This is a genomic window from Paenibacillus sp. GYB006, from assembly GCF_036577645.1.
Taxonomy (GTDB): Bacteria; Bacillota; Bacilli; order Paenibacillales; family Paenibacillaceae; genus Paenibacillus.
Map to the genome: position 1 here is coordinate 140,961 of NZ_JARBDA010000003.1, position 25,088 is coordinate 166,048.

Annotated in this window: 22 protein-coding genes; 13 read left to right on the plus strand and 9 right to left on the minus strand. The window is 44.7% G+C overall.

Annotated features, from left to right (window positions below):
* Positions 1-2: 2 nt before the first annotated feature.
* The 6 genes from PV403_RS09425 to PV403_RS09450 all read right to left on the minus strand — a co-directional run bounded on the left by PV403_RS09425 (position 3) and on the right by PV403_RS09450 (position 6,576).
* Entirely contained in the window at positions 3-740 is a 738-nt protein-coding gene (locus PV403_RS09425) for a lysophospholipid acyltransferase family protein (RefSeq protein WP_332084394.1), read from the minus strand.
* Positions 709-1,479 carry a carotenoid biosynthesis protein gene (locus tag PV403_RS09430; protein WP_332084395.1) on the minus strand — a complete coding sequence of 257 codons (771 nt, stop codon included), beginning with the start codon at positions 1,477-1,479 and terminating at the stop codon, positions 709-711. Before PV403_RS09430 ends, PV403_RS09425 begins: the two co-directional genes overlap by 32 nt.
* Positions 1,479-2,351, minus strand: a complete 873-nt coding sequence (locus PV403_RS09435) for a phytoene/squalene synthase family protein (RefSeq protein WP_332084396.1) — start codon at positions 2,349-2,351, stop codon at positions 1,479-1,481. Before PV403_RS09435 ends, PV403_RS09430 begins: the two co-directional genes overlap by 1 nt.
* Positions 2,348-3,817, minus strand: coding sequence for a phytoene desaturase family protein (locus PV403_RS09440; RefSeq protein ID WP_332084397.1), 1,470 nt, complete (start codon positions 3,815-3,817; stop codon positions 2,348-2,350). The genes PV403_RS09435 and PV403_RS09440 overlap by 4 nt, the downstream gene beginning before the upstream one ends.
* A complete protein-coding gene (locus tag PV403_RS09445) occupies positions 3,808-5,358 on the minus strand; it encodes a phytoene desaturase family protein (RefSeq protein WP_332084398.1) in 1,551 nt (516 codons plus the stop codon). The genes PV403_RS09440 and PV403_RS09445 overlap by 10 nt, the downstream gene beginning before the upstream one ends.
* Positions 5,359-5,634: 276 nt before the next feature.
* The gene (locus tag PV403_RS09450) at positions 5,635-6,576 is read right to left on the minus strand and encodes a MerR family transcriptional regulator (RefSeq protein ID WP_332084399.1); all 942 of its coding nucleotides are present in this window, start codon (positions 6,574-6,576) and stop codon (positions 5,635-5,637) included.
* Between the two features lie 263 nt (positions 6,577-6,839).
* On the opposite strand from PV403_RS09450, the gene PV403_RS09455 reads away from it, so the two are divergent.
* The 9 genes from PV403_RS09455 to PV403_RS09495 all read left to right on the plus strand — a co-directional run bounded on the left by PV403_RS09455 (position 6,840) and on the right by PV403_RS09495 (position 17,579).
* Positions 6,840-8,351: a phospholipase D family protein gene (locus tag PV403_RS09455; protein ID WP_332084400.1), complete on the plus strand. Its 1,512-nt coding sequence runs from the start codon at positions 6,840-6,842 to the stop codon at positions 8,349-8,351.
* A 148-nt stretch (positions 8,352-8,499) separates the two neighbouring features.
* Complete coding sequence (locus PV403_RS09460) at positions 8,500-9,108, plus strand: TetR/AcrR family transcriptional regulator (protein ID WP_332084401.1); 609 nt, start codon at positions 8,500-8,502, stop codon at positions 9,106-9,108.
* Positions 9,105-9,464: a DMT family transporter gene (locus tag PV403_RS09465; RefSeq protein WP_332084402.1), complete on the plus strand. Its 360-nt coding sequence runs from the start codon at positions 9,105-9,107 to the stop codon at positions 9,462-9,464. The genes PV403_RS09460 and PV403_RS09465 overlap by 4 nt, the downstream gene beginning before the upstream one ends.
* Positions 9,465-9,779: a DMT family transporter gene (locus PV403_RS09470; protein ID WP_213530470.1), complete on the plus strand. Its 315-nt coding sequence runs from the start codon at positions 9,465-9,467 to the stop codon at positions 9,777-9,779.
* Between the two features lie 219 nt (positions 9,780-9,998).
* Entirely contained in the window at positions 9,999-10,916 is a 918-nt protein-coding gene (locus PV403_RS09475; RefSeq protein WP_332084404.1) for a TetR/AcrR family transcriptional regulator, read from the plus strand.
* 61 nt (positions 10,917-10,977) lie between these two features.
* A complete protein-coding gene (locus PV403_RS09480) occupies positions 10,978-14,157 on the plus strand; it encodes an efflux RND transporter permease subunit (protein WP_332084405.1) in 3,180 nt (1,059 codons plus the stop codon).
* Between the two features lie 176 nt (positions 14,158-14,333).
* On the plus strand, positions 14,334-15,269 hold the full coding sequence (locus PV403_RS09485; protein WP_332084406.1) for a 1-phosphofructokinase family hexose kinase: 936 nt from the start codon (positions 14,334-14,336) through the stop codon (positions 15,267-15,269).
* Between the two features lie 108 nt (positions 15,270-15,377).
* Entirely contained in the window at positions 15,378-16,475 is a 1,098-nt protein-coding gene (locus PV403_RS09490) for a stalk domain-containing protein (protein ID WP_332084407.1), read from the plus strand.
* A 276-nt stretch (positions 16,476-16,751) separates the two neighbouring features.
* A complete protein-coding gene (locus PV403_RS09495) occupies positions 16,752-17,579 on the plus strand; it encodes an aldo/keto reductase (RefSeq protein WP_332084603.1) in 828 nt (275 codons plus the stop codon).
* Positions 17,580-17,727: 148 nt separating this feature from the next.
* Here PV403_RS09495 and PV403_RS09500 read toward each other — a convergent pair whose 3' ends face one another.
* Positions 17,728-18,342, minus strand: a complete 615-nt coding sequence (locus tag PV403_RS09500; protein ID WP_332084604.1) for a LysE/ArgO family amino acid transporter — start codon at positions 18,340-18,342, stop codon at positions 17,728-17,730.
* Positions 18,343-18,505: 163 nt separating this feature from the next.
* Between PV403_RS09500 and PV403_RS09505 the strand changes: the two genes are divergently transcribed.
* From PV403_RS09505 to PV403_RS09515, 3 genes are all read left to right on the plus strand, one after another.
* Entirely contained in the window at positions 18,506-18,766 is a 261-nt protein-coding gene (locus PV403_RS09505; protein ID WP_332084408.1) for a winged helix-turn-helix domain-containing protein, read from the plus strand.
* A 6-nt stretch (positions 18,767-18,772) separates the two neighbouring features.
* Positions 18,773-19,957 carry an aminotransferase-like domain-containing protein gene (locus PV403_RS09510; protein ID WP_332084409.1) on the plus strand — a complete coding sequence of 395 codons (1,185 nt, stop codon included), beginning with the start codon at positions 18,773-18,775 and terminating at the stop codon, positions 19,955-19,957.
* 171 nt (positions 19,958-20,128) lie between these two features.
* A complete protein-coding gene (locus tag PV403_RS09515) occupies positions 20,129-20,956 on the plus strand; it encodes an aldo/keto reductase (protein WP_332084605.1) in 828 nt (275 codons plus the stop codon).
* Positions 20,957-21,069: 113 nt separating this feature from the next.
* On the opposite strand, the gene mobA is transcribed toward PV403_RS09515, so the two are convergent.
* Entirely contained in the window at positions 21,070-21,705 is a 636-nt protein-coding gene (mobA, locus tag PV403_RS09520; protein ID WP_332084410.1) for a molybdenum cofactor guanylyltransferase, read from the minus strand.
* Positions 21,706-21,925: 220 nt separating this feature from the next.
* On the opposite strand from mobA, the gene PV403_RS09525 reads away from it, so the two are divergent.
* Positions 21,926-23,128, plus strand: coding sequence for an MFS transporter (locus PV403_RS09525; RefSeq protein WP_332084411.1), 1,203 nt, complete (start codon positions 21,926-21,928; stop codon positions 23,126-23,128).
* Positions 23,129-23,213: 85 nt separating this feature from the next.
* On the opposite strand, the gene PV403_RS09530 is transcribed toward PV403_RS09525, so the two are convergent.
* The gene (locus PV403_RS09530; protein WP_332084412.1) at positions 23,214-24,917 is read right to left on the minus strand and encodes a glutamine--tRNA ligase/YqeY domain fusion protein; all 1,704 of its coding nucleotides are present in this window, start codon (positions 24,915-24,917) and stop codon (positions 23,214-23,216) included.
* Positions 24,918-25,088 lie beyond the last annotated feature (171 nt).

The following is a 25,088-nucleotide window of genomic DNA, read 5'->3' on the forward strand; positions in this document are numbered from 1 at the left end:
ATTCATCCCCGCTTCCGTACAAATACATGATCAAAATGTTCGCTTGTGGAACGTCCTGATTTCGTTAGAGGTTGGTATCGCTCGGGACGATTATTTACAGCCTTCATTACCTCTACTTTTTGACTGTCTAGTTGTTCTTCCATTACAGTTTCAAGCCTGCTCGTAATCATTCTGCTATCCATCATTCCCCAATTGTCCAGCAGCGGAGAGCCAGCCATCAGCAGTGCTTCCGGCTTGTCCTGCCCATACATCCCGTGTACTAGAGTTACTGGGATTACAACAGCATCTGGCACCCGTCTTAGCAAAACTCCAATCCCGCGCTGAAACGTGAGTGGACGCAGATCTTGATGCATGATTTTTCCCTGGGGATACATCCATACCCGTTTGCCAGCACGTAATAACTGCGTTGTATATTCAAAGGAAGCCTTCACATCAGAGGCAGACTCTTTGTTGATCGAAAAGGCTCCTAATTTGCGAAAAAAGGTGAACTTTTTGAGCTGTTTCTCCTCCATCATGACGTAGTGATCATGGGTCGTAAGTTTACGAAAAGCTTGATAAGCCAGCAGACCATCCCACCACGAACTGTGATTCATGATATATAACACAGGTCTGCCCTCTACGAGCGAAGGGTCTAAATCACCGGTAAAACCGACATATCTAAACCGCCGCTCGAGCAGGTATTTTTGGTGATAATGAAAAAATATCTGATCAAAAAGCCGAGACTTGTTTGCGGACAGCATACTGATGTCTCCCTTCAGCAAGCAGAATACCGAGTGCAGCAATCATGGCACTGCCATAGAGTCCGGCTTGAACCGCAAGTAATCCAAACAGCAATATGAACAGTTGGTATAGAACTTTTGCTTTTCGCTGAACTACGGGATCATTCGGGATCGGCGGAATAAAGAGTGACAACAGGCCTCCCATGACAAACCAACTTACAAAATTTGTCCTCGGAACCCCGTAAAATCCACCAACAGCTTCCCAGCTCCAAAATTCTCGGTGATGAGCTACCGGATCAAGTACCAAGTCCATCATAAGTGCCCATGCTCCTGTTTTTATAGCTCTTATTCCTTTACTCTTCCAGCCGGCTCCTCCCCCGCTGAGAAGAGCTGAATTTCCAACCACGGCAATCCAGGCAAATCCGAGCGTAAATGGAACGGCAAACAAATGAGGTCCAAATAGATAGGAATAATGATAGGATCCAAACGGCCAACCCGTATGGACCCCCACCCATTCTACACCCATTCCTCCCGTCCAAATGACGACTGCCATCACCCAGAATCTTGGTTTCTTCCACCAACTGACTGACTGGTCGGACAGTTGGTTTTTCTCGTCGTTACTAAAAATAAGATCAACAGCACATAGTGCATATAAAATGAGAAACATGCCATTTGAGAACGAAAGCGCATCGGGGACGCCGATCGTTAATAACAAAACCGCTCCAATACTGTACCAAATCCAGTAAATAAGCTGAACCATTAGGATACCGCTGCTTTCGGTCCTTCTCCTAATAGAGCAGGATATCTAGAAGCTACTTCTAAAAACAGGTGCATTTTCGTTTCATCATCAACGTAGGCCCGCTTTGTGAACACATCATACTCATTACTCTCCACTGCATGTAAGATCGAGGCATAATATGATGACGCGAGTTCAATGGCAAAGCCGCTTACTTGAGGATAAGTCCCTATATCCGATAATCCGATTTCAAACCACCTTAGTGCCATCTTTCTTAATTCGGTAAGCAAAGATACAAACCGTTCATCTATAATTTCGTTATGAAAGTCTTCTTCTGTATAGCCATGGGCTTTCATCATCTCTAGCGGAAGATAGCGGCGACCTCTCCTTAGGTCTTCTCCAACATCCCGAATGATGTTCACAATCTGCATTGCTTTGCCTAGTGCAATCCCTGATTCCATGACCTTTATTCCGCTGTCATCGCGAAGCACGGGAAGCAGCATCTCACCAACCGTCCCTGCAACCAGATAGCAGTAGTGCTCAAGCTCATCTACCGTAGAATACTGAGTCAGGGTTAAGTCTGATAATTGTCCATCCATTTGTCTGAAAAATGGGGCTTTTGACAACATGGGAAACGTATCAAATAACCAGCGCAGTGCCGGCCATATAAAGTGACCCTCGGCCTTTTCAAGCTCATGTAATTGTTCTCGAAGCTCATGAATAGAATAAGGGGCCTTCTCTGGCTCATCTACACTGTCATCGATAATCCGGCAGAATGCATATATCACAAATACGGCTTCACGCCTGGGACTCGGTAAACCATAAAAAGCATGATAAAAAGAAGTCGAACCTTTTTTGATCATTTCCTCACAACGTTCGAATATCATTTCGTTCATGATCTCAACTCCTTTATTAGTTGATTAACTGCCAGCTTCGCGCCCTGCATCACGATGGGCACGCCCCCGCCTGGATGAATCGAAGCGCCTGCCGCATACAAACCCTGGATATTTGGATAAGGTTTCGGCTGAGGACGATAAACTCCGGATTGAGTAAGTATCGGCGCGATGCCAAAGCTTCCTCCTCCATACAATCCTTCCCGCTTGGCGTCGTTTGGTGTACGTACTTTTTGCCAGCGGATATTTTCCCTGAGGGCTGGGAATGCTTTTTTCTCTGCCTCTTCAAGCACTTTCTCTACCAGCTTATCCGTTTCCTCCCCATGAGAGAATCTTTCGGCGTTGGGTACAGGTATTAAAAAATAGAGAACACTATGACCTTCTGGTGCCGCAGATGCATCAGCATGAACGGGATTAAATACATAGAAGGAAGGATGTTCAGGAAGCCTATGCTTCTGAAATACTTCTTTCATGTTAGAGACAAAAGCGCTTGGAAGGAAAAACTGATGCGTCGTTGCTTCCTCAAACCTTTTTTCTACGCCCAAATATACTAGCAAACAACCAGAAGATGCTTTGTATGGACGCCTTTTTCGTCTGTGCTTCGGAGCCAGAAGCTCTGTAATCTGCGGAAAATCGCCATTAAATAGGGTAGCATCATAATGAGCTGTTCCTTGTGAAGTCACGATTCCTTTGCAGCTTCCTTCTTCGATCACCAGCGACGTAACCTCTTCACCGAAATGAAAGATTACCCCTCGATTCTTTAGTTCCTCTTCCAGTATGGAAGCTAGCGAAGCATATCCGCCTTTGAGAATCCATACTCCATACTCATGTTCTGCATAAGGTAGTAAGGTATAAATACCGGGTGTCGACAGCGGTGACCCGCCGATGTATAAACTTTGCAAAGAATAAGCATCTTTTAGTTGATCACTGTGGAAGTAACGGCTCATCGCAGAACGCAGACTCGTATAAGCTCTCATCTGTTTTAGTAGGCCCGTCATCTCGCGAGTATAGAAATCCCTTTGCTTCGGAAAAGGCCTCTCAAGAATAGCACTTACCCCTCTGGGAAACAGCGGGTCCATATCGGCCATAAACTGCTCAAACCCTTTGCCTTCACCTGGGAATACACGGTTAATCTCGTCTACCTGTTCTTCCCTTCTTGACCACTTATTCAGTACTCTTCCATCTTCAAAATAAAAACGGTGCATCGGATCGCAGCGAATCAGTTCCACTTTGGAACGATCCACGCCGGCTTCTTCCAGAATACTCAGGAGCATATCCGGCAATAAAACAATCGTCGGCCCCTGATCAATTCGATATATCCCTTCTTCTTCGTAAGCAAGCCGGCCGCCTGTACGATGGGATTTTTCATAGATCGTCACTTGATATCCTTGTTTCGTTAATAGCAGAGCGGATGTCAGCCCACCAATGCCGGAGCCTACAATGGCAATCTGTTTCTTGTTCATGTCCATTGCCCTGCTTCCTTCCCTTTTTTAAAGAGGGGACGTGCAGCTTGTTTTTTAGCGTCATCCTCTTGAATTAATCCCACAGATATTTTGGCGGATTCAAAAATGGTAGGCAGGCCGCTGCCGGGATGGGTTCCACCTCCGACGAGATAGACACCTTCCACTTCCTCGAATCGGTTATGCGGTCTTAAATACATCATCTGGCCAAGCTTATGTGAGAGATTAAAGAGCGCTCCATTATAAATATCCAGCTCTTTTTCCCACTGAAGCGGGGTGAAAAACATCTCTTCTTCGATACATTCAGACAAACCTGCAAGTTCCGGAATCTGTTCCAGACGATCCATCATTCTCTGCCGGATCTCTGCTCGCTGTCCATCCCAATCTATATCCGCTGTCGTATTCGGTGTTGGCATCAGCACATACAGGGATGACTTGCCTTCCGGCGCCAGAGTCGGGTCAAGCACAGACGGATTATGAACATAAATGGAAGGGTCTTCTGATAAAACCTTATGCAGCGTCATCTCATCCACATTTTTACGATAATCGGCGGCAAAATGAACGGAATGATGAGCAAGGTCAATTTTCTTATTCACGCCGAGATAAAGCATGGCACCAGAGCAGGAATACTTCATATCCTTGATTCGCTCGGGCGTGTATTTCTTCAGCACCCCAGGCTCAAACAGTTTGTTCATCGAAGCAGCGAAGTCTACATTTAGCACAACATGATCTGCCTTCACTTCTTCACCATTCTCAAGTAATAGACCTTGCGCTCTACCTTGCTTCACTTGAATCTTCTGCACAGCCGTATTTGTGTGGATGGTTCCTCCATACTCCCGAATAACGTCGGCCATCGCTTGGAAGATTTGATTCACTCCGCCTTTCGGGTGATGTAATCCAAAATGATGTTCTATGTAGGAAAGAATCGTAAACGTTCCTGGGCAATCCCAAGCCGACATCCCTAAATACTTAGCCTGGAAAGTAAATCCCCACCTGAGCCGTTCATCTTGAAAATACCGAGAGAGTCTGCCGTAAACCGTATCTTGTAGATGAAGATAGGGAAGTGCCTTGATCGCATCTTGCTTTATGTAATCAGATAGCTTGCCAAAAGGTCTGCGTAGAAGCGGCTCTACCTTTTGGTATTTAACAGATTCATCGTGCATAAAATTTCTGTAGTTCTGTTCATCTCCCGGAAACACGCGTGCAATCTCTGCCGCTGTCTTCTCTTCATCACTGGAGGGTCTGAATACGGTATCCCCAAAATGGAGAGAATAGAGCGGGTCGAGCTGCTGCATATCCACATAATCATATAGAGACCTGCCTACCTTCTGGAACATTTCTTCAAGCAGATGGGGCATCATCAAAAAGGTAGCTCCGCGATCGAAACGATAGTCTCCAAGCTCAAGTCTCGCAGATCGTCCTCCTATCACTGCTTGTTTTTCATATATATCAACTTTATATCCTTGGCCGGCAAGCAGCATCCCTGCCGCCAACCCCCCAGGCCCAGCTCCAATGACAACAGCTTGTCTCTTCTTCTGATTTTGGTTCATTGCAGACTCACCTTTCTATAATTACGGTTAGGTTTAGTGGATATGATAGACAATATTCACAATCTTCCCAATATATTCATCTCTAACGTTATACAAATATAATACAAATCATCGCAAGTAAAGTAAAGTTAAGGCAAACATTATACAAACTTTTTACACTAACTTCTTCTCCTGAACACAAAAACAGCATTCAAAAAACAAAAAAAGCACCCTCTTTTCATATCAAAGAGCGTGCTAGTATATTATTTATCGCTACTGTTTCACTGTATTCTGTATCTATCTTTTAAAATATAGATCTCCCGGATGGAATTTCGCCATATACGTTTCTGTAAACCAGCCCTGCCAATCATGAGCACTTCCCGTCATGATCCACTGCGGATACTTGGGATTTTTTGCTTTTTCATACCCTTGTCCACCGAGCGCAAACTGTATATCTGGAGCATGCTTCAGAATCGTTGTTATCACATTGTCCGCTGTTTCAGCCATCTCTTCATTCGTCACCGAAATACATACAAGATCAATCTTCTGATCCTTGAGAATGGGAAGTACTCCCTCGGTAGGTGTATTTGCACCTAGATAAAGTACCTCTGCTCCATTCTTTCTTAAGAATAAACTAAAGAGCATTAGACCGACCTGATGATGTTCTCCTTCTGGACACATGGCCAGCACTTTTGGTAAGTGAGGATAAATCGGGAATAAATGAAAGAACTGATAAAACCGCTGAGAGATCAGCTGCGTCATATAGTGTTCTTGAGCAACCGAAGCTCGTCCGTTCTCCCACGCATCCCCTACCCGAATCAGTATAGGCACCAGCACTTGATAAAACATCGCATCATATCCGTACATCGTAAATCCAAAATCAATAAGAGCGTTTGCTCGTTCTCCCTGGAATTGAAACAAAGACTGGTAAATTTGATCTTCCATCTTTCGGAATGCATCATCATTTCCACTCTGCGGCATAGGTTCTGCAAGTATTGCATCTGCTTTGCTTTGTTCATCCTTATGGGTTTTTAACAATCGTACCGCATGGGAAATGCTCATATGGTTAGAATCGACCTGCTCTTTGAGCCAGCGCAAATCCTCTACATTTTCTTCCGTATAGATTCGGTATCCGGAATCTGTTCGCAGGGGTTCCACCGCATGATATCTGTTCTCCCACGCCCGCAGGGTTACGGCAGGAATCCCCAACATTTCAGTAACCTGTTTAATTGAATACAAAAGGCATTCACTCACTCTCTTCTATCATCCGGTCCGTGCCTTAAGGAGAAGTCTCCTTAAACATTCTACAAAAATAGTACATTCATTATACACAAACCAAAATTCACTGTCGATAACCCTTGTTCCTCTACTCTTGTATATAGGATAAGAGGACCATGCTTCAACAGGTGTATGTTGGTGTTAATAGTGTTCAGGCTGCCTGCTTACCTGCTTGAATAGGCCTGTATACAAATATCAACTATTTACTTGAAGGGATGTTTCGTATGAACAAGCATTCTAAAAATAATCCAGTAATACAGTATTCCCCGTCCTCTTACCCTATAAAATCAGCGACCAAAAAAAAGAGGCCGGTAAAGAAATTTATCTTCTGGTTTTTACTTGTTAATATCGTTTGGCTTGCTGCCGTTGTCATCTATCAAATGAATAAACCGCTGCCTGATGGTGTTGCTTTTGAAGGTCAGGTCCATCAAGTAGAGGATGTTGACTTCATAACAGACCTTACCTACCCTTCCTCAAATGGAAAGATGGAACATGAGCAGCAGATTATTAAACGCATGGAGAAGATTGTGAACGAAGCGCAACAGTTTCTAGTCATTGATCTATTTTTATTTAACAATTACCAGCATACCGATCAGAAATTTCCCGAAGCGAGTGAACGATTTACGAATCTGCTTGTGAACAAAAAGAAAGAGAACCCGGAAATGGACATTGTCTTCATTACAGATGAAGTAAATACCAATTATAATTCTCATCCAAATGCACTGCTTGAGCGAATGAAGCAACATGGAATACGGGTTGTTATCACCGATGTGGATTCACTTCGCGACTCTACACCGCTGTATTCAGCGGTATGGCGTACCTATTTTCAGTGGTTTGGACAGTCCGGTAACGGATGGCTCCCCAATCTCATGGCAAGCGATGGTCCCGATGTTACATTACGGTCCTATCTTAAACTCATGAATGTAAAAGCCAATCACCGAAAACTGGTAGCCAGTGAGAAAAACGCGATTGTGGCCTCGGCTAATGTACATGACCCTAGTATTTATCACTCTAATATTGCCTTTGAAGTCAGCGGGAATATCATAGGGGATATGCTCAAAGCCGAACAAGCGGTACTGGATATTTCAGGCGGAGGACAACTCCCGGTCTTTACTCCTTCTCATGAAGACGAGTTAGGTCCCATCAGAGTTCGTTACCTGACCGAAGGGAAAGTTGCGGAATACGCAGTTAACCTTATCAATGAAGCGAAAAAAGGAGACACCCTCTGGATGGGCATGTTCTATCTCGCGGACCGTGATATCAAATCAGCACTGCTAGAGGCGGCTTCACGCGGAGCTGCGGTAAAACTGATTCTAGACCCGAATGAAAATGCGTTTGGTCAGAAAAAAATAGGGATTCCCAATCGGCCCGTTGCCCAGGAACTCACAGACGAGTCAGAGGGGAACATTGAAATCAGGTGGTACAATACCACCAAAGAACAGTACCATACAAAACTTCTGTATCTCTCACGCAGTAACGGACCTCAGCTGATTTTGGGAGGCTCAACTAATTTTACGCCGCGTAATCTGAATAATTATAATCTGGAGAATGATCTCTATATGGAAGCTCCCGAAGACAGTAAACTGGTAACCCAAATGAATCAATACTTCGAGCGTTTGTGGACCAATGAAGATGCCGAATTTACACTCGATCTAGCCGAATATAAAGATGACATCCCGTTTTTCAAAGACATTCTATATAAACTGCAATACTCTCTTGGTTTCACTACGTTCTAACTTAATCATAGGGACGGCCGAAAACCCGCTGCAGAAGCGGGTTTTCGTCATGAACTTTCGGTGGTTATGAGCTAAAGAGAAGGTTGACATCGGAATTCGATTATGAAAAAATACATGAGGCTAACGATCGTTAGGTAGGTGATAGAAAATGAGTTCAACCTCTATTAAACAAGTGGCTCTGACCCAGTTCGCTCGTGAAGGTTATGAAGGAGCTTCGCTTCGTAAGATTGCCGAGGAAGTCGGGATTAAGAAGCCTTCCATCTATGCGCACTATAAAAATAAGGAGGATTTATTCCTTCATGTCGTACGCTATGTATTTGGGCTGGAACGCAGGAGAATTCTCACCTTTTTTCAGGAGCAAAAAAATCTTGGATCACCACTGGAGCTCAGGCTGCGAGGATTACTCGACTGGATTCAAGAAGAATTTGAATCTCAGGATGCGGGCAGATTCCTGTTGCGAACGTCTTACTTCCCTCCTCAAGCTTTATATAGGGAAGTCATGGATATTGTATATCCCTTCTTAGACGGGCTAGAGAGAACACTAGCCAAGTTTATTGCATCAGAAGCTTGGGACGGTGAGCTTTCTCAAGAAGAAGCCATGCAATTTGCCGTTGCTTATATGACATTGATTGACGGAGTATCCGTAGAGCTGCTCTATGGGGACTCGGCTCGTTATCAAAAGAGGCTTCAGGCAGCCTGGCCTATATTTTGGCAAGGAATTATACATCAATTCGAGAAAAAGGAGTCTACATCATGAATCGCTACTGGTTATTTGTTGTGCTCGGAGGGGTCATTGAGATCCTATGGGTATCTGGTCTTAAGCACGCCTCCACTCCGCTGGAATGGATTGGAACCGTACTATCCATTGCGGCTAGCTTCTGGCTTATCATTGAAGCGTCCAGAAAACTTCCAGTCGGCACCGTATATGCCGTATTTACTGGTCTCGGTACAGCAGGGACTGTTATCACTGAAATGCTCCTGTTTGGGGAACCCTTCCGTATTACAAAAGTTTTGCTGATCGCACTCTTACTTGTAGGGGTAATCGGACTCAAGCTAGTTACGGACGAGTCTTCCAAGGCAGAGTCTTCGTCTTCACAAGGAGGTGCTGTCTAGATGGCATGGTTAGCAGTCGTTCTCGCAGGAATGAGTGAAATCCTTGGAGTCATAGGGATTAAGGGGCTCACGACAGGTAAAGGCAAAAAATATTTTCTGCTCATGGGGCTTAGTTTCCTCCTCAGTTTCTCTCTTCTTTCTTATGCTATGCAATCCCTCTCCATGGGTACAGCTTACGCCGTGTGGACAGGGATTGGTACCGTAGGAAGTACACTTGTCGGTATGTTCGTATTTGGTGAACCGAAAGAAGCGAAACGTTTATTATTTATTTCCATGATTCTCTGTTCCGCTGTCGGCCTGAAACTTATTGGCTGATATTTCGTATCATAGTAAGGCTCTAAAGCCAAAGTGAAAAGGAAGCCTCCTGCTGACTTTTCATTCTTGGCTTTTCTTTATATTCCCCCTGTTATCCTCGTTATCTCCCCCCTGCTTACCTATAGCGTGAAGTTGTATCGCCCCTTTAATTAAGCTATAATTTTCATGACTTCTTAGTCAAAATGAGAACCGTGGAGTTCTAGAGAGGGGTGATCTTGGATGATGAACTCAACCACGGATAAAAAGAAACATATTGTAGTCACTGCACTCGGATTATTTTCTACCAAAGGAACTGCGGCAACCTCCATGCAAGAAATCGCAGAAACCTGCGGCATCTCTAAAGGAAGTCTGTATCTTCACTTTAAATCTAAAGAAGAATTACAGCAGAGTGTGATTCATTATTGCATTCAGTCTATTTATGACAAAGTAGTGCTTGTGGAGAGTGAAAAGTACTTATCACCGAAAGAGATTTTCTGCAGGCAGATCGAAATTTTGCTCGAAAATTTTCTTGAACTCAAAGAATTTTTTCTCGCCCAATTTCAAGATGCCATCAGTCAAGGTAACAATGGTCTAACGCAGAAGAATTGCCCTGAAGATATGTTCAAACTCATCTTAAAAAAATTCAATCAGAAAATGATTGATGTGTATGGACCACAGATTCATCCTTATACTCTTGATTTGGCGCTTCAAGTACAAAGTTTGATGGGTTCCTACATAAAAATTATGTTTTCAAAAATACTGCCTATATCCATTAAGCGAATGGCAGAATATCTCGTGGAAACGCTTGATGATCTAGCGGAAGCAAAACTGCGTCTAGGACGAGAACCGTTTATTCCACAGGAACTGTTGCTCCCTTGGATTGAAGAGGGAATACCACAAAGCCCTGCTAAAAAACACCCTTTGCTATTACTGAAGGAAATACGTCAGCGCATTGAAGAAAATGCCGAGTTGTCTGAGCTCATTCGCTCCGAAGCGCTCGAGTCCATTCTTGTACTAGAACATGAGCTTACTGAAATGAAGCCCCGCCGCGTGATTCTATCCGGTATGCTTAGTAATTTAAGTTCAGTACCTGGTACGGAAGAACAAGTTATACAATTGGGTCATTTGTTTGATACGTATTTATCTTGGCGCAAATAAATAAGCGCTATTATATAAGATGAATATTTTTTGTGAATGAGAGAGGAGAAGAAACCTACGGATGAAAGGGATAATTAATTTCTCACTAAGAAACAAGCTAGCGATTTGGATTCTGACCATTATCTTGACCTTTGGCGGACTGTACAGCGGTTTGACCATGAAGCAAGAAACGATTCCAGATATCAACATTCCGTTCCTAAACATCACTGCGGTATATCCAGGGGCAGCCCCGGAAGGTGTCGTTGAGGATGTAACCAAGCCTCTCGAAGAAACCCTGCGAAATGTAGATGGCATTAAGAGTATTACGTCTACATCAATGGAGAATGTTTCTTCTGTCATGATTGAATTTGATTATGGCACAAATTTGGACAATGCGACGGCTGCGGTACGCGAAGTGCTAAACGACGTTCCGCTTCCCGATGATGCTCAGAAGCCTACCATCTCCAAGTTCAGTATGAACTCTTTCCCGGTAGCTTCCATAAGCTTATCTGGTAAAGATGGCGAATCTCTCGAAGACCTAACTCGTCTTGCAGAGAATGAGATTGCACCTGCCTTTGAAGATGTGGATGGTGTGGCATCCGTTCAAGTTTCCGGTCAATACACTAGAGAAGTCTCTCTGAAATTCGACCAAAAGAAAATGGATGAACTTGGTTTAACAGAAGAAACCGTACAAAATATGGTTCAAGCCTCTTCTTTGCGTGTTCCTCTAGGTCTGTTCACGATGGAAGATTCAGAGAAAGCTGTTGTTGTAGACGGCAATGTTATTAACGTAGATGATCTGAAGAACCTGGAGATCCCTGTCGTTCCTTCCGGTTCAGGTGAAGGCAATGCTGCGGGTAGTGCTGATGCGAGCAGCGCAGCTGGTGGAAACACATCTGGTCCCGAGCAAGGAAACGGCTCTGCAACGATGCCAGATGCTGGCGCTGCTGCAGCACAAATGACAGGCATACCTACGGTTAAACTTTCCGATATTGCTTCTATTGAAGTCATCGGTAAAGCAGAGTCAATCTCCCGCACAAACGGTGCAGAATCAATCGGATTCTCCATTGTAAAAGCAAATGATGCCAACACGGTTGATGTTGTTAACGGAGTAAAAGAGGCTTCCGCTGAACTGGAAGAACTATACGATCATATTAATGTCGATATTCTTCTTGATCAGGGACAACCGATTGAAGACTCCGTCCATACGATGTTATCCAAAGCTTTATTTGGTGCCATCTTTGCGGTACTTATCATTCTACTCTTCCTGCGAGACTGGAGATCGACGATTATTTCCGTTATTTCGATCCCTCTTTCTCTATTGATTGCCTTAACCGTACTCTATCTAATGGATATTACGCTTAACGTAATGACGCTCGGAGCAATGACGGTTGCGATTGGCCGGGTAGTCGATGACTCTATTGTTGTTATTGAAAATATTTATCGACGTCTCTCTCTACCAGGAGAGAAACTGAAAGGCAGAGAATTGATCGGTGCGGCTACGCGTGAGATGTTTGTACCGATTATGTCCTCAACCATTGTTACCATTGCGGTATTCCTTCCGCTCGCACTAGTTAGTGGTATGGTTGGTGAACTCTTTATGCCGTTCGCACTTACGATGGTCTTTGCACTTCTCGCTTCCCTTGTTGTAGCGATCACGATCGTACCTGCCATGGCTCACTCCCTCTTTAGAGGCGGACTGAAAAACAAAAAGAACCATGAGCATAAGCCAAGCCGACTGGCAGGCGGTTATACTCGAATTTTGAAATGGACACTGAATCATAAGCTCATCACAGTAGGGGCAGCAGTAGTTCTGCTCGTGGGCAGCTTGTTCCTTACTCGCTTTATCGGCATTAGTTTCTTGCCAGAGCAAGGAACCAACTATACTCTTGTTACTTACAGCCCTGAACCAGGGGCAACACAAGAAACGGTGGAAGAACGTACACAAAGCGTTGAGAAATTCATTCTTGATGCAAGCGGTGTTGAAAGTATGCAATACTCTGTTGGCGGCGGTAATCCGATGAGTATGGGTTCCTCCAACTCGGGTCTGTTCTATGTCATCTTTAAAGATGGTGTCAACGTGAGTGAGGAAAGCGAAAAGATACTGACTGGACTTCAAGAACGTGTACCAGAAGGTGAATGGGCAACACTGGATATGGCTGCTGGGGCTATGGGCGGCAGCACACTGACAGTCAGCGTCTTCGGTGACAATCTCGATCAAATTAAACCTGTTGCTGATGATATTCTAAAAGTGGTACAAGACGACACAGCAAACTTTGAAGATGCGGAATCTTCTCTAGCAGAAGGATATGAGCAATATACCCTCGTAGCTGATCAAGAAAAACTCAGCTCTCTCGGACTTACTGCTGGACAACTCGCGATGGCACTTAGTCCAGAAAGAGAACGTCCGGTACTAACTGAAGTCGAAGTGGACGGTAAGTCCTACAAAGTCTACATTGAAACAGACAGTAAAGAATATGGAAGCATTGAAGCGATTGAAAAAGAAACGATCACTTCTCCGCTTGGTATTGAAGTTCCAATTGGAGAGGTAGCAACCGTGGAAAAAGGAACGACTCCTGACTCCATCATGCGTATTGACGGTGATATGGTCGTACAGGTAACGGCCAGCATCCTCGCTTCCGATGTCGGTTCTGCTTCATCTTCCATTGAAAAAGCGGTTGATGCGATGGATTTACCTGAAGGGGTTCATGTTGAATTTGGCGGGGTAACCGAACAAATTAACGAGACCTTTACTCAGCTCGGTCTTGCTATGCTGGCTGCGATCGCGATCGTGTACTTTGTACTTGTCGTAACATTTGGCGGCGGACTTGCTCCATTTGCCATTCTGTTCTCCCTGCCATTTACGGTGATTGGTGCATTAATCGGTTTGCTTGTTACTGGGGAAACATTAAACGTATCCTCTTTGATGGGCGCGCTGATGCTGATCGGTATCGTTGTCACGAATGCGATCGTGCTCATTGACCGCGTTATTCACAAGGAAAACGAAGGCATGTCTACAAGAGACGCCTTGCTTGAAGCAGGTTCAACTCGTCTTCGTCCGATTCTCATGACAGCCCTGGCTACCATTGGAGCTCTTCTCCCGCTTGTCTTTGGATGGGAGAACAGTGCAGGTATTATTTCCAAAGGTCTTGGCGTTACGGTAATTGGCGGACTCATCAGTTCTACACTGCTCACGCTCGTTATTGTACCGATCGTGTACGAATTCTTAATGAAATTTAAGAAAAAACGGATTGAAGATTAGATTAATTACCTTCCTTAAAGGGCCTTGTTAATTGAATCGTTTGTAAAGTGTAAGAGCACTGAATACCCCGCGTATTCAGTGCTCTTTTTTACGTTTAAGAAGAAGCATAGCGGAATCTTTTCAAGCCTTCCTGTATGATAAAAGAATCCATATCGATTAAGGAGTTGCCTACACTGATGATTACCACCGTTACCTTAAATGCTGCACTAGACAAAGTGTACATCCTGCCAAATTTTGAGCTCGATCAGGTTCACCGCCCTGAACATGCGATTACTGTCCCAGGCGGCAAAGGCATTAATGCCGCCCGGGTACTGCGCCTACTAGGAGCCCCTGTAGGCGCCACGGGTATCGTTGCCGGACACACGGGCCGGCAAGTGCTGGATGGGCTGCGCAGCGAAGGCATCGCAGCCGACTTTGTAGAAGCCGCGCACGGAGAAACGCGGCTGGCCATTACGGTGCTGGGGTCATCACCCAGCACCCAGACCGAGCTCATCGAGGCGGGGCCGCCGGTCACCCGCGATGAGCTTGCGGCGCTGCGCCGCAAAGTAATGACCTTGGCGCGAAGCTCCGCCTGGGTCGTGTTCTCGGGCAGCCTGCCGCAAGGCTGCCCTGCTGGGCTGTACGCCGAGCTGATCGCTCTGGCGAAGGCGCAAGGTGCGCGCACCGCGCTCGATGCAAGCGGCGAGGCGCTCGCACAAGGGCTGCAAGGCGGGCCGGACCTGGTGAAGCCCAACGCAGAAGAGGCGGCCCGCTATGCCGGGGTACCCACGCTCACCCCGGATACGGCAAAGATGGCTGCTGCACAGCTAGTAAAAGCCGGTGCGAAGCTTGCCGTTATCTCTCTCGGTGCGGATGGAGCTGTAGCTGCGTCAGCAGATACCTTATTCCGCGTAGAGGTTCCTGCCGTCTCCATCGTAAGTCCGCTCGGCAGCGGAGATGCTATGGTAGCAGGCATGGTGGCAGCTGCTCTGAAACACCCAAATGACATTCAGGCGATTCTAAGGCAAGGTGCCGCATGCGGCACTTCAGCAGCGCTTCAACCTATGGCCGGTGTCCTATCAACAGAAGATGTAACCAAACTGGAGCAGCAAATATCTGTTCATCAGGAATGAACATGTAAACCTGATTCAGTAACCTTTATTCCTATCCGTAACCTTTCTATCTTTGGTCTCGTTTATTACAGTGTAACGACGTCAATACAGGAAAGGGTAGTGATTTCATTGATTAATCAAAAAAAGGGGTGGCGTTCTCGGGCGCTGACTTTATCACTTGCCGCCATTATGGTGTTTCCTATCGCAGCCTATATATCCACAGACGACGCTTCAGCAGCTGTTAAAAAATACCCGGTTATCTCCCAGCCCTTTAAGATTAAAGGGGAAAGTTCTCGCATTGGCACGATCAACAAAAATGGATCGACGTACATTGCACTACGGAGTCTAAACACCTCGTTAGGATTAAAAACGAAGTACGTTCCTTCTACCCGACTCGTTCAAGTGACGGGAAGAGAACGAACGATGGATATTAGTCTCCAAAATAGTTCTTACGTTCTGAATGGCCAGCCCGTTTTAGGCCCCGAGGTTATCCTGCAAGGCGGCACAACGTACCTTCCGCTTCGTTTCTTGTCAGAGAGCTTTGGTTACGAGGTGACATACGAAAATAAATCAAAGACCATCGGACTCAAAGCCATATCGGAAAATGCGCTCTCCATTACTGCGGAAACGATCGGGGCAGATGGTGAGGAGAAATCTCTGCTTGTGTTCTACCCCATCCTGTCTGGGTATAAAAATGCCGAGGTACAGCAAAAAATCAACAAGTTCCTGAAAAAAGAAGCCGATCGGTTCGTTTCAGCTGGATCCAAACAAATGGACCCCGTCGTCAAAGAAAATAACTCCCTGTTGGCTAAAGATCCGAATGCTTCGATTCGGCGTCCGAGCTTCGACGGACGATTTACCGTCACATATAACGAAAAGGGACTGCTAAGCATCTATGCAGATTACTCCGTCTACTTAGGAGGGGCGCACAGTGATACCGTTCGCGAAGCATATACCTTCGACCTCTCGACAGGCGATCTGCTCACATTGAAAGAAGCCGCAGGCGGCGGGTTGGATTATGTTTCGATCATCAATCAGCAAATAAAGAAACAAATTGCTGATCGTAAACTGCCTCTGATTGCTCCGTTCAAGACGATTGAACCAGATCGTGATTTTTTCCTAAGCCGTGATGGGATCGTTATCTACTTCACGCAATACGAGTACACTTCCTTTGCGGAAGGTATGCCTAAGTTTGTTATTCCCTATTCTGCCTTTACAAAACGCTGAGGCTGAGGGATTAGATTAAGAACCTTGATCTACCCGTAGTTTTCAAAACAGCAGCATTCAAATCCCTATACTTTCTAACACAAACAAAAGGCCTCCAGGGGCCTTTTGTTTGCGTATGAAGTGTGAACTAGCTTGCTTTCACTTAACCTAAAGTCTAAAATAAACAGGAAACTATATGCATGCGCATGAAAGTAAAGGTTAAAAGACGCTGCGTTGCTTAATCCATATAGGTGTAATAATAGTAAGAATCTATTAACGGAGGGATTATCTATGACCATTACTCACTTGCAAGATACAGTTACCCTTAACAACGGTGTGAAAATGCCTCAGCTCGGTCTTGGGGTATGGAAAGCGAAAGACGGAGAAGAAACTTACGCTGCCGTTAAACATGCCATTCAGCACGGATATCGTGCAATTGATACAGCTGCTGCATACAAGAATGAAGAGAGTGTCGGAAAAGCGATTAAAGATTCCGGTGTACCTCGCGAGGAACTTTTCATTACAACCAAAGTATGGAACGCAGACCATGGCTATGATGCTACCATTCGTGCTTTTGAAACCAGTTTAGAAAAGCTCGGTCTTGAATATCTCGATTTATATTTGATCCACTGGCCGGTAAAAGATAAATATAAAGATACGTGGAAAGCGCTCGAACGCCTATACAGCGATGGTAAAGTCCGGGCGATCGGGGTATGTAATTTCAATATTCATCATCTGGAAGATCTGCTGAGCGAAGCCAAAACGGTTCCTGCGGTCAATCAGTCCGAATTCCACCCGTATCTTACACAAGAACCACTCCGCGAATTCTGCAAATCCAAAGGAATTCATTTCGAAGGCTGGTCACCACTTGGTAATGGTAAACTGCTGGATAATACTTTGATTCAGGAGATTGCAAAAAAATATAACAAAACAGCAGCTCAAGTCATCCTTCGCTGGCATTTGCAGAATGATGCGATTACAATTCCTAAATCCGTTACACCAAGCCGTATCGAAGAAAATGCAGCGATTTTTGACTTCGAATTGACTGCAGAAGACATGAATACAATAAACAGCCTGAACAAAGATGAAAGAACAGGCCCAGACCCAGATAACTTTAATTTCTAAGTAACTGCATCTATTCATCAGATTCCATTTTTAGGACTGCAATAAAATAGAGAATCTAACATAGAAAATGCACTTCGATGGTTAGAATAATAAAAGAAGCTTCTCTCCTGCAAATTTTATATTTGCTAGAGAAAGCTTCTTTTTTACACTACAAACTTTGTACAAAGGAATACATCATATAAACAGCCAGCCCAGCCATCATAAGCGAAGAGCCTTTGCCAAGCCACTTGGATACCTTCCCTGTCTGATCCCATCTCCCCATACTTCTTCCTGCCGCAGCAAGCAGAACAAACCACACCCATGATACACATATAGTGACTGCTGTATAGGCGATAAGCTCCTTACTCTCATACTGCAAAGAGTTCGTTCCGATGACTCCTACAATATCCAAAATGGCATGCGGATTAAGCACCGACACAGATAGAGCAAAAAGAATCTGCTGACGACTTGTCAGTGGTTGCTGCTTTCCTTTTGCCCCATCCCCCGATTGCCAAAGTGTCCAGGCCATATATAACAGGAAAATACAACCTGCCGCATATATTCCTTGGGTCACCACGCTTTTGTCCGACAGAAAGAGAGACAGCCCTCCAACAGCAAGTACAATGAGAACCGTATCACATAGAGCTGCCATAATCACCGCTGGTAAAGACCCTGTCCAGTGTTTGTGAGTTGCTCCCTGATTAAATATAAATACATTTTGTGCCCCGAGCGGTAAAATAAGACCTGTTGCCAAAATGAGTGCATGAATAATTGCTCCGTGCATTTCACGACCTATCCTCTCTACTCCCAGAATGTAATGAACTTCTTCCTTGCTCCATCCTATCTCATATAGAACAACCTGTACCCAACCATTTGGTTGTATAGCATACCAACCAAATGGTATATTACAGTCCATATCACCCTTATGGAAGGATGTGCCATGTCCTATGAAACCTGCTCTAGAGATCCGTTTCACTCCTGATCCGCTGCTGCCTGAACCCCTCTATCACCAGATTAAAGAATACATCAAGCAAAAAATAATGCAGGGAGAATGGACCCCCGGGATGCGTCTTCCTTCTCAGCGTGCATTAGCAGCCGCTTTTAAAGTCAATCGAAGTACAATCATTGCAGCACTGGACGGGCTTCATTCTGAAGGGCTCATCGATACAAACTACGGCGGAGGAACCAAAGTTTCTCGTGCGGGATAGAATAGTATGTCCACTCCTCTTCTTAACTGGGAAGATTATGTGGAAAGCGGGCATCATTATCCGAATCTCCCAGAGGTTCAGATCATTAATCAGTCGGAATACCGCTGTGACATCATTCGTCTCGGTACAGGTGAATTGGCACAAGGTTTGCTCCCTCAATCCTATTTTCAGAAGATCTATGAAAAGTTAGCTCAGCATGCACCGAGTCTTGGCTATTTGGAACCTTTAGGGTCTTACAAACTCAGACAAGCTATATCTAGCTATTTGGCAGATCAGCAAATACAGGCTTCACCAGAATCGATTATTATCGTTTCAGGCTCATTACAAGCGATGCAGTTGATAGCCATGGGACTCTTACCCAGAAAATCGTCTGTACTTGTAGAAAAACCATCCTATCTCTATTCAATTCACGCCTTTCAGGCTGCAGGAGTTCGAATGATCGGCATGCCTATGGACAAGGAAGGTCTAATTACCGCAGAACTGGGGCGCTATATTCGCGAAAACCGCCCATCCTTGCTTTACACGATACCCACGTTTCAGAATCCGAGCGGAGTAGTGATGAGTGACAAGAGAAGAACCGAACTCATTCAGACTGCTGAGGCTACCGGACTAGCTATTCTCGAAGATCATGCCTATGCAGAGTTATGGCTTGACGAGAAACCTCCTCTATCTCTGAAAGCTCGTGATCCAGGAAGTTATGTATTACATATGGGCACTCTGTCCAAAAGTGTAAGTCCAGGTCTTCGTATTGGCTGGGTTGCGGGACCAGAAACCGTCATACAGCGTCTTGCAGATATTAAGATGCAAACCGATTATGGTGCGAGCAGTCTTGCACAGGAAGCGGCTGCACTTTGGTTTACAGAAGGATATCACGATGTTCACTTGGCTGAGGTTCGAGAAGCATTAATCCGTAAAAGAAATCTGGTCCTGGATCTACTAGCCCGAAATCTGGCAGGTGCAGCGGAGTGGAATGTGCCGCAAGGCGGGTTTTATATTTGGTTAAAGTTACCAAATGGGACTCGGCCAGAAATCTTGTTCAGGAGAGCCCTTGCCGAAGGAGTTCTGCTGAACCCAGGATCTATCTATGACCGGTTTGATCAGGATCACATCCGCTTATCATTTGCTTATGCATCTGAAACAGAATTGGAACTTGGAATCATGACGCTGGCACGTCTCATTCTATCCAAATGATTTTACTTGGAAAAGCACAGACAAACTTGCTTACATCCTAGCCTGAGTCTACAATAAATGAGAAACTATATGTATGTGCATGAAAGTATAAGAAGTGCTGTGTTAACTTCCCCTTCTAGGTGTAATACTAGCAAAAACTGATTCTTATTAACGGAGGGAACATCCATGACCATTAATCAATTACAAAATACAGTAACCCTTAATAACGGTGTGAAGATGCCACAGCTTGGTTTAGGCGTCTATAAAGCTCAGGAAGGCAAAGAAGCGGAATCAGCTGTTTCTCATGCGATCAAGATAGGTTACCGAAGCATCGATACCGCCGCAGTATACCAGAACGAAGAAAGTGTAGGAAAAGCAGTTCGTGAATCTGGCATTCCTAGAGAAGATCTATTTATCACGACAAAGGTATGGAATTCGGATCAAGGATATGACTCTACCTTGCAAGCTTTTGAGACAAGCCTCACCAAACTCGGTCTTGACTATGTAGATCTTTATCTCGTTCACTGGCCAGTCCCTGGAAAATACAAAGAGACATATAAAGCTCTTGAGAAGCTTTATAAAGATGGACATGTTCGCGCGATTGGCGTAAGCAATTTCCAGCCGCATCATCTTGATGATTTGCTTGCGGATGCAGAGATTGTTCCTGCGGTGAATCAGGTGGAACTTCATCCACTGCTTAGTCAACAACCGCTTCGTGAATACTGTTCATCGAAGGGAATTTATGTAGAAGCTTGGTCGCCACTTGCTAGAGGAGGTTTCTTCGACGATCCGGTACTTCAGGAAATCGCAGCGAAATACGGAAAATCCCCGGCTCAAGTTATTTTACGTTGGGATATTCAGCACAACATTATAACCATCCCTAAGTCAGTAACGCCAAGCCGGATTGAAGAAAACATGCAAATTTTCGATTTCGAATTAACCCCGGATGAAATGGTGATGATTGATGCGATGAACAAAGATGAAAGAACAGGAGCAGACCCAGATCACTTTAATTTCTAAAAAAACGGCAGCTACGCAGAAGAATCTTTACAGCACATGTCCTTAAAGTAATGAATTTGTCCTTTTAACCTCGGGATATAATTTCATGTCTTAAGGGCATGTTTTTTATCTGCTTACTGATTCTGACCTCTAGAGCCGTATATTTTTTTTACCCGCTCATAGTCTTCTTTCTCGTTCATATTGATAAACATCTCTTCAATCCGCGCAGCAGGAATGCCCGTGATCGCTTCCAGCTCAGATTCGGTTACATAACGAACGGAAAGCTTAGAGAGCACATCTCTTACCCTGCGATTATCTTCCCTAAGCTGAGCCTCGAGCGTATCTATCATGCTATGATGATACACTGCTGCCAGGGGATGAATTTGGCCTTTAATCTGGGGTACCAGCGCCTGAATCCCCGAATCAAGAATGACCTCCAATACCTCCACCATTGCAGATAATAATTCTGCACGAATCAAAGGAATATCACAGGACACAACCACATACAGATCGGCTTCTCCCCGAAGCATCCCTGCTTGAATCCCTGCTAGCGGGCCGCTTCCCGGATAAATATCGTTTACCTTTATATACTCAGAAGCCATTTCTTCTCTACATACGGATCCTGTTGCAATATAGACTTGGGATGTAATGCTGGACAGCTCTCCCGCTATGATGTCTAAGACACTGCTGCTTCCAAGCTCAAGTGCAGCTTTATCCGTTCCCATACGCCGGGATGCCCCGCCAGCCAAAACAATGCCTGCAATCTTCATCTGCCAAACCTCTCCGTTCTTAATAAAATATAAGGACTACGTTCCTTCTTAAAGATACTATATAACGAACATTGGGCCACCTACTGTTCACCTATTATCCACATCATTAACATCTTAGAATAAAAATAAATTGTATCCCCTTACAATTACGTGCTAAAGTGTAAACAAAACATGAATTTATGCCAAAATATATGATTCTACCGAAAGGAATGGCTTACCTTTGCGTACGTCCTCTTTTTCGCAGCTGAAGCTGTATAATTTCTTTGTCTATGGAGCCATTGCAGTCTTTACCAGCTTCTTTCAAATCTATCTTCAAGATATCGGTCTGACGAAAATCGAGATCGGCAGCCTGATGGCAATTGGTCCTTTTGTTTCTCTGTTTGCCAACCCTTTCTGGGGGTATATGAGTGATCGTACACAGAACATCCGTAAGACTGTACTTATTATGGTGGCAGGTACTCTGTTGTTTGTACAAGCGGTATTCCTTGCGCAGAGCTACAGTCTTATTTTTACAGCAATGATCTTCTACTATTTCTTTCAGAGTCCCTTATTTGCACAGACGAACAGTATGATTCTGACCTATATTGATGGAACAGACTATAAATTTGGTTCCTTTCGTATATGGGGTTCCATGGGCTGGGCGTTCACTGCCATTATAGCAGGGCCGATCATGGACAGGCTCGGAGATTCGCAAATGTCCCTGGTCTTTAGTGTTCTGCTCATCGTAGCCTTTGGATTTGCGCTTCTTCTGCCTCGTCTTAAGCGATCATCCGATGCACCGATTGTTACGATGCGCGGATTCTCTCAGGTTATCATGAATCCCTATTTCATGACATTTGTGATCCTTGGAATTCTTGTGTCCATTCCAAATGCAATGAATAGTTCGTTTATTTCCTTGTACATTACCGAACTTGGCGGAAGCAAACAAATGGTAGGTCTCGCTGTATTTATGTCTTCTATTCTGGAGATTGTTGTCTTTCTATTATTCGACCGTTTTCTGAAACGGAAAATGACCATCATGCTCGCTTGTCTCACGATCGTCAGTCTGCTCTTTGCGCTGCGATGGGAACTGATGGCACTGGCAACCACTCCGATGCAGATTGCCTTTATCCAGCTGCTACATGCGGTTACATTTGGCGGATATTTTTATGTAGGAACTCAGCTGACCATGCTCTTTATTCCAAAACCATATCGGTCCTCTGGACAAGCGCTCTACACGCTTTCCTGGAGTGGAATTTCAGGTGTGATCGCCGGCATATTTGGCGGTTTTATGTTCCAGAACTTTGGAGCGTCCGTTATGTACCAGGTTGGCGTATTCATGGCTGCTGTGGGAACCGTTGGTTTTGGTATAATGTACTATATTGTACGCAGATACGGTTACCAGCCTCCGCTTCCATCGAGCTACAATGTCAAATCTAGTTGATAACATAGCATCGACCTATAAAACAAAATGAAAAACAAAAGCCCCTTCTCTGTCAAAAACAGAAAGGGGGCTTATTTTTATTTTCTTATGCTTTTGGAAGGTGGAAGGAACTCTTCAGAGATACTACCCGGTTAAATACCGGTTTACCTGGCTCTGAATATTTAGGATCCACATTAAAGTATCCATGACGGAAGAATTGGAACTTATCTTGTGGTTTTGCATCTTTCATGTTCGGCTCCACAAAACCTTGAACAATCGTAAGCGAATTCGGGTTCAGTTCATCAAGGAATGATTTCTCCACAGGTTCCCCTGCTTCCTTCTCTTCCTCAAACTCATCATCGCTTTCCGGTTCTTCTTTGTTAATGAGTGGTTCGAACAAACGGAATTCCGCAGGAATTGCTTGAGTCGCTTCTACCCAGTGAATCGTTCCTTTTACTTTACGGCCGGTAAATCCAGAGCCGCTCTTCGTTTCAGGATCATAGGTACAGTGGATCTCCACAATGTTACCTTCTTCGTCTTTAATCACATCGTTACACTTAATAAAGTAAGCATGCTTCAGGCGAACTTCGTTCCCTGGGAACAAGCGGAAGTATTTATTCGGCGGATTCTCCATGAAATCTTCACGCTCAATATAAATGTCACGGGAGAAAGGAATCTCGCGTTTGCCCATCTCTTCATTCTCTTGGTTATTCTCTGCTTCAAGCATTTCGACTTGTCCCTCTGGGTAGTTGGTAATCACCACTTTGATCGGATCAAGTACTGCCATCGTACGCGGTGCCTTCAGTTTCAAGTCTTCTCTGATAAAATGCTCCAGCATTCCGAGATCAACCAGTCCTTGGCTCTTCGAGATTCCAGTCTCATAGACAAACTCGCGCAGCGCTTCTGGTGTATAACCACGGCGACGCAGACCAGAAATCGTCGGCATCCGCGGATCATCCCATCCGTCTACATGTTTCTCATCGACGAGAAGCTTCAGCTTCCGTTTGCTCGTTACAGTTTGAGCGAGATTCAAACGGCCAAACTCATATTGATGCGGCTTCGCTTCAAGTTCACAATGCTCAATCACCCAGTCATAAAATGGACGTTGGTCCTCAAACTCTAGAGAGCAAAGGGAATGAGTGATTCCTTCAATTGCATCTTCTATAGGATGAGCAAAGGTATACATCGGATAGATACACCACTTATCCCCTGTGTTATGATGCGGGATATGAGCGATACGGTAAATAATAGGATCGCGAAGATTGATATTCGGCGAAGCCATGTTGATTTTGGCACGAAGCACACGCTCTCCGTCTTTAAACTCTCCGTTACGCATACGAGTGAATAGATCAAGGTTCTCTTCCACACTGCGATCCCGGTAAGGGCTGTTTGTACCCGGTTCTTTCAAAGTTCCGCGCATTTCACGGATTTGATCTGGACTGGAATCATCCACATAAGCAAGTCCCTTTTTGATAAGGATTACGGCGCGGTTGTACATTTCTTCAAAATAGTTGGATGCAAATGGATTCTCTTTCCATTCATATCCAAGCCATTTTACATCCTCACGGATTGAGTTTACATACTCCGTATCTTCTTTAGCTGGGTTCGTATCGTCAAAACGCAGATTTGTCGTCCCGCCAAATTCCTCAGCGAGGGCAAAATTAATCCAAATCGCTTTGGCATGTCCAATATGAAGGTAACCATTGGGTTCCGGAGGAAACCGGGTCACCACTTCTTTTACTTTTCCTGTACGAAGATCCTCAGAGATCACATTTTTTATGAAATTGGAGGGTGTTAACGGCTTCTCCATGATGATCAACCTTTCTTTACGTAATAAGTTCTGTAGTTCAAAAAATACCTTCTATTAAATATACCTTTTCAGGCGTTATTCAGCAATAATATAGGATAACGAGGAACGGCAAGCTGCGTTCATATCCATTATAGATGAGACCCTTGAACAGCAGTTTACCCCTTATGATCA

Coding starts and splice junctions, on each gene's coding strand:
- PV403_RS09505 (WP_332084408.1), top strand. CDS start 18,506: ATGAAACCTGCTCTAGAGATCCGTTTCACTCCTGATCCGCTGCTGCCT.
- PV403_RS09510 (WP_332084409.1), top strand. CDS start 18,773: ATGTCCACTCCTCTTCTTAACTGGGAAGATTATGTGGAAAGCGGGCAT.
- PV403_RS09440 (WP_332084397.1), bottom strand. CDS start 3,817: ATGGACATGAACAAGAAACAGATTGCCATTGTAGGCTCCGGCATTGGT.
- PV403_RS09470 (WP_213530470.1), top strand. CDS start 9,465: ATGGCATGGTTAGCAGTCGTTCTCGCAGGAATGAGTGAAATCCTTGGA.
- PV403_RS09430 (WP_332084395.1), bottom strand. CDS start 1,479: ATGGTTCAGCTTATTTACTGGATTTGGTACAGTATTGGAGCGGTTTTG.
- PV403_RS09460 (WP_332084401.1), top strand. CDS start 8,500: ATGAGTTCAACCTCTATTAAACAAGTGGCTCTGACCCAGTTCGCTCGT.
- PV403_RS09465 (WP_332084402.1), top strand. CDS start 9,105: ATGAATCGCTACTGGTTATTTGTTGTGCTCGGAGGGGTCATTGAGATC.
- PV403_RS09455 (WP_332084400.1), top strand. CDS start 6,840: ATGAACAAGCATTCTAAAAATAATCCAGTAATACAGTATTCCCCGTCC.
- PV403_RS09445 (WP_332084398.1), bottom strand. CDS start 5,358: ATGAACCAAAATCAGAAGAAGAGACAAGCTGTTGTCATTGGAGCTGGG.
- PV403_RS09480 (WP_332084405.1), top strand. CDS start 10,978: ATGAAAGGGATAATTAATTTCTCACTAAGAAACAAGCTAGCGATTTGG.
- mobA (WP_332084410.1), bottom strand. CDS start 21,705: ATGAAGATTGCAGGCATTGTTTTGGCTGGCGGGGCATCCCGGCGTATG.
- PV403_RS09500 (WP_332084604.1), bottom strand. CDS start 18,342: ATGCACGGAGCAATTATTCATGCACTCATTTTGGCAACAGGTCTTATT.
- PV403_RS09435 (WP_332084396.1), bottom strand. CDS start 2,351: ATGAACGAAATGATATTCGAACGTTGTGAGGAAATGATCAAAAAAGGT.
- PV403_RS09530 (WP_332084412.1), bottom strand. CDS start 24,917: ATGGAGAAGCCGTTAACACCCTCCAATTTCATAAAAAATGTGATCTCT.
- PV403_RS09475 (WP_332084404.1), top strand. CDS start 9,999: ATGATGAACTCAACCACGGATAAAAAGAAACATATTGTAGTCACTGCA.
- PV403_RS09425 (WP_332084394.1), bottom strand. CDS start 740: ATGCTGTCCGCAAACAAGTCTCGGCTTTTTGATCAGATATTTTTTCAT.
- PV403_RS09485 (WP_332084406.1), top strand. CDS start 14,334: ATGATTACCACCGTTACCTTAAATGCTGCACTAGACAAAGTGTACATC.